The sequence below is a fragment of the Streptomyces sp. NPDC059455 genome (assembly GCF_042750115.1).
Lineage (GTDB): Bacteria > Actinomycetota > Actinomycetes > Streptomycetales > Streptomycetaceae > Streptomyces > Streptomyces endocoffeicus.
In genome coordinates this window covers 1-3779 of sequence record NZ_JBHYVB010000418.1, presented here as the reverse complement: position 1 = coordinate 3779, position 3779 = coordinate 1, and the positions used below count along the sequence as shown (strand labels likewise).

General features: G+C 67.0%; 2 protein-coding genes and 2 pseudogenes. 2 read left to right on the top strand and 2 right to left on the bottom strand.

The genetic code is table 11. The features are described 5' to 3' along the window. Positions 1 to 110: 110 nt before the first annotated feature. Positions 111 to 554 (top strand): annotated as a pseudogene (locus ACFXB5_RS53030) (transposase); the annotation flags it as partial. Positions 555 to 622: 68 nt separating this feature from the next. Here the strand turns inward: ACFXB5_RS53030 and ACFXB5_RS53025 are convergent. Continuing rightward, complete coding sequence (locus ACFXB5_RS53025) at positions 623 to 1282, bottom strand: TetR/AcrR family transcriptional regulator (protein WP_385223159.1); 660 nt, start codon at positions 1280 to 1282, stop codon at positions 623 to 625. A gap of 233 nt (positions 1283 to 1515) precedes the next feature. Here ACFXB5_RS53025 and ACFXB5_RS53020 point away from each other — a divergent pair, with 233 nt between their 5' ends. Next, positions 1516 to 1968: a nuclear transport factor 2 family protein gene (locus ACFXB5_RS53020; protein WP_237511404.1), complete on the top strand. Its 453-nt coding sequence runs from the start codon at positions 1516 to 1518 to the stop codon at positions 1966 to 1968. 115 nt (positions 1969 to 2083) lie between these two features. On the opposite strand, the pseudogene ACFXB5_RS53015 reads toward ACFXB5_RS53020, so the two are convergent. Beyond that, a pseudogene (locus tag ACFXB5_RS53015) lies at positions 2084 to 3589 on the bottom strand (ISL3 family transposase). Positions 3590 to 3779 lie beyond the last annotated feature (190 nt).

The following is a 3779-nucleotide window of genomic DNA, read 5'->3' as shown; positions in this document are numbered from 1 at the left end:
CTGTAGTTATCGCCGGCCTCAGCCCCTACAACACCGCCGTCCACCAGCTCCGATCGGCCCGACCCGCCATAACCGACGCCCCCAGATAATTGCCGATATCCCGGTGCCGGGATAATGGCAAGAAGACCGCCGACCGCAAACGCAGCATCGTCGTCGACACCCTCGGCCTGTTACTGCTGGTCATGGTGACTGCCGCCAGCGTCTCGGACAACGAGGCCGGTATCCAGCTCCTCAGCCGCGTCGCCGCCGACCACCCCACCATCAGCAAGGCATGGGTCGACACCGGCTACAAGAAGAAGGCGATCGAGCACGGCGCCCTGCTCGGCATCGACGTCGACGTCGTCCCACGAAACCAGCAGGTCAAAGGCCTCTCCGTGATCCCGCGGCGCTGGGTCGCCGAGCGAAGTTTCGGATGGATCATGATGCACCGTCGCCTCGCCCGCGACTACGAGACCAAACCGGCGCACTCCGAGAGCATGATCCGCCTTGCGATGATCTCCAACCTCGCGAAACGAACAACCGGCGAAACATCCATAACTTGGCACAACCCATGAACTATCCCGTCTTCAACCGGAACATCCTCTCAGTCATGCCCTGCCCGAGTACCTATGCTCACGCGACGTCACCAACTATGGGGCTCTGCGCACCTGCCAGATGTTGAACGCCTGCGGGGTGTGTACGCGGCGACGGCCTGCATTGCGATGTCCACCGAGGCGTGCAAATCCTCGCGGTCGGCGCCGGCCGCGGCGTGGACGGCCAGGCCCTGGCTGAGGGTCGCGGCGAAGCGAGCCAGGGCCGCGATGTCGGTGCCGGGCGCGAGGTCGCCCTCCTCTGCCGCCCGGGCCAGGCGCTTCGCGAGCGCGCCCTCTATGGCGGCCCGGTAGTCGGTCAGAACCTCGGAGATGTCGCTGTTCGCCGGTGAGTTGGACAGGCCGCCCTGGATGGAGAGGCAACCGGGCGGGTGGCCGCCGCTGGTGGAGGCGTCGACGGCGACGCGCAAGTAGCTCTCGATGACGGCGTACGCGGTGGGCTGCTCCAGAGTGGCCAGTGCGCGCGCCGCGTAGGTGTCTCCGTAGCGGGCGACGGCGCGCCGGAACAGTTCTTCCTTGCTGCCGAAGACGGCGTAGAGACTCGGCTTGTTGATGCCCATGGCGCCGGTGAGCTCGCTCAGAGAGGCGCCCTCATAGCCGTGCGCCCAGAAGACATGGATCGCCCGGTCAAGGGCGTCGCCCTCGTCGAAGCTCCGCGGCCGTCCCCTGCCGCGCCGCTCGTCAACACTCATGAACTCCACCTTACCGCCCGGTACGACATTTTTTTACCGATCGGTACGCGGTCTGCTAGCGTGACGATGCAACCGAGCGGTACAAAATTTGAACCCCTCATGGGGCAGCTCGACGGCGGGATCGGCGCCGGAACCGTTCATCACGACACGCTGCCCCTCGCTCCTGGTGACGCCAGGACCCGCCCAGACCCTTTATCACCATCCGTCCGATCCGAACGAATAGGGAGCCCACCATGTCCAACGCCGACGTCGTACGTGCTTACTACGCCGCCCTCGCCACCGGTGACTTCGAGGCCGCACGCACCCTCACCGACCCGGAGATCGACTTCAACATCGCTCCCGGTTTTCCGGCCGGAGGCCGCTACCACGGACATGTCGACCTCTTCGAAGGTTTTTACCCGGCCTCATTCGAGGCGTGGTCCCACATCGAGGTCGAGGTCGACGAGTTCCTTGAGTTCGGCGACACCGTGATCTCGCTCGGTCGTTACGTCGGTACCACTCGTGCCAGCAACACCGAGTTCTCGTCGCCCTTTGCCCACGTCAACCGGGTCCGTGACGGCCGACTGGTAGCGGTGCATCAGTACGTCGACACCCTTGTGCTCGACCGGGCCATCGAGGGCAGGCCCCTGGCCCTCGACGAGAACCGACGCTGGGTGACCCGTGTGACCGAGCCGTCGGCGTCGTGAGCGAGCCGGGGCGGGGTGCTCGCGCGCTGTCGAACGCCGCGCCCCGGAACTCCCTCCGTCGGGACTGTAAATCGATCGGCTCTGGCTCGTAGTCGGTGGTGACGCCGGGTAGCCGTCAGGGCAGGAGGATGCGGTGCCGGAGAAGGTCGAATCTGGCGCGCCCGTGCATCTGTCTCATGATCCTCTTGGTGCGGGTGTTGACGCCTTCGGTGCGGCCATTGTGGTAGGGCAAGGTGAGGCCGGCGTTCACGGCGGGCCGGTCGATTTCGAGCCCGTTGGTGAGACTGTGCAGGTGGGGCAGGGCGACGGCGCGGGCGGCTGTGATCCAATCGGTGAGTTCCGTGTCGTTGCCCTCGGCTGGTTTCAGCAGAGCGGCGAAGTCGCGTACGAGATCGGCGAGTGCGGTCATCTCCGTGCAGGCTGCGGCGATCTTCTCCAGCAGGTCCGTTTCCTTCGGGCGTAGATTCTCGGGGTCGGTGAGCAGGAGGCGGGCGGCGTGACGCACCGTGGTGACGGGGCGGTCGCCCTCGGCACGGCCCTGGTTGAGGTAGCGGACCAGCAGGTTGGCGCTGCCGGTGTAGCCCAACTCCCGGATCTCTGCGAGGAGGTGGGTGACCGGGACAGCAGGTTCCTCGGCACGTCGCCGGCGCAGGTGCTCGCGGTAGGGGTCGACGAGGGTGGGCCGGTAGGCGGGGACGATGCGCAGGGCCTGGGGTTCGGGCATGCGGGCATAGCGTTTGACGGTGTTCAGGGCCAGGCCCAGACGGCGAGAACAGTCGAGCAGGCCGATACCTTGGCCGAGGAGATCGTGGATCTTGTTCCAGCGTTCGCGGGTGGTCTGCTCGCGTACTCCGCCGGGGCGAGGCGGGTTGATGGTGGCCCAGCAGCCGGCATGCGCGCGGACCTCGAGCTGGGCTTTGTCGCAGAAGTTGCGCCACAAATGCCATCGGTCGCTGACCTGCACCGCGTCGGGCAGGGCGCGGCGCACCGCCTCGGCGTAGGTGGCCGAACCGTCCCGGCACACGACCTCGACAGTGGGATGCTCGCGCAGCCAGGACTCCAGGGTGGCCATCTCTCGGTCGGGCAGGACCGCGATGCGTCGGCCGGTCTCGGCGTCCGTGACGATCGTGGCGTAGCGGTGGCGGCGGCGCAGGACGAAATCGTCCACGCCGATCACCCGAGGGATGGGCTGCGTGGGCAGCGGCAGGCGCCGCAGATGGCGCAATGCGGTGCTGCGGGAGACGGGCACGGCCAGCAGAACGGCCAGGCGAGCGGCCGCCCGGCCACATAACTCCCGCGCCACCTGGGATATCTGCCCGACAAGACGCACCGTGCGGCGCTGGTGGCGCTCCAGCAGTCCGGGAATCTGCTCGCGGAAGGTCTACCGCCGGCAGCCCAGGGACGGACAGGCCAGCCGCCGTACGCGCAGGTGGACGACAACCTGGCGGCCGTCGACCGGCACGTCCCTCACCGTTCGGCGGTGATACCCGTGCACCTTCGCCGTCGGCGTCCCGCACACCGGACACGGCACCGCCCCGTCCCGGCTCCGGGCCGAGACCACCACCGCGTCACCGCCGTCCGTCACGTCCTCGACGACCAGCGCCGAAAGCCCCGAAAACACCGTCCCCATAAGGAAGTTGATATCGACCACAAGATCATGATCAAGGGACACTACCCGGCGTCACCACCGACTACGAGCCAGAGCCACTCGTTTGACGGCTCTTCCTACTTCAGGTGGGGGCAACGGTCGCCAAGTGCTTGATCGATCTGGTGGAACACGCCGCCCTGGTCGATGCCTGGGGGAATGATCG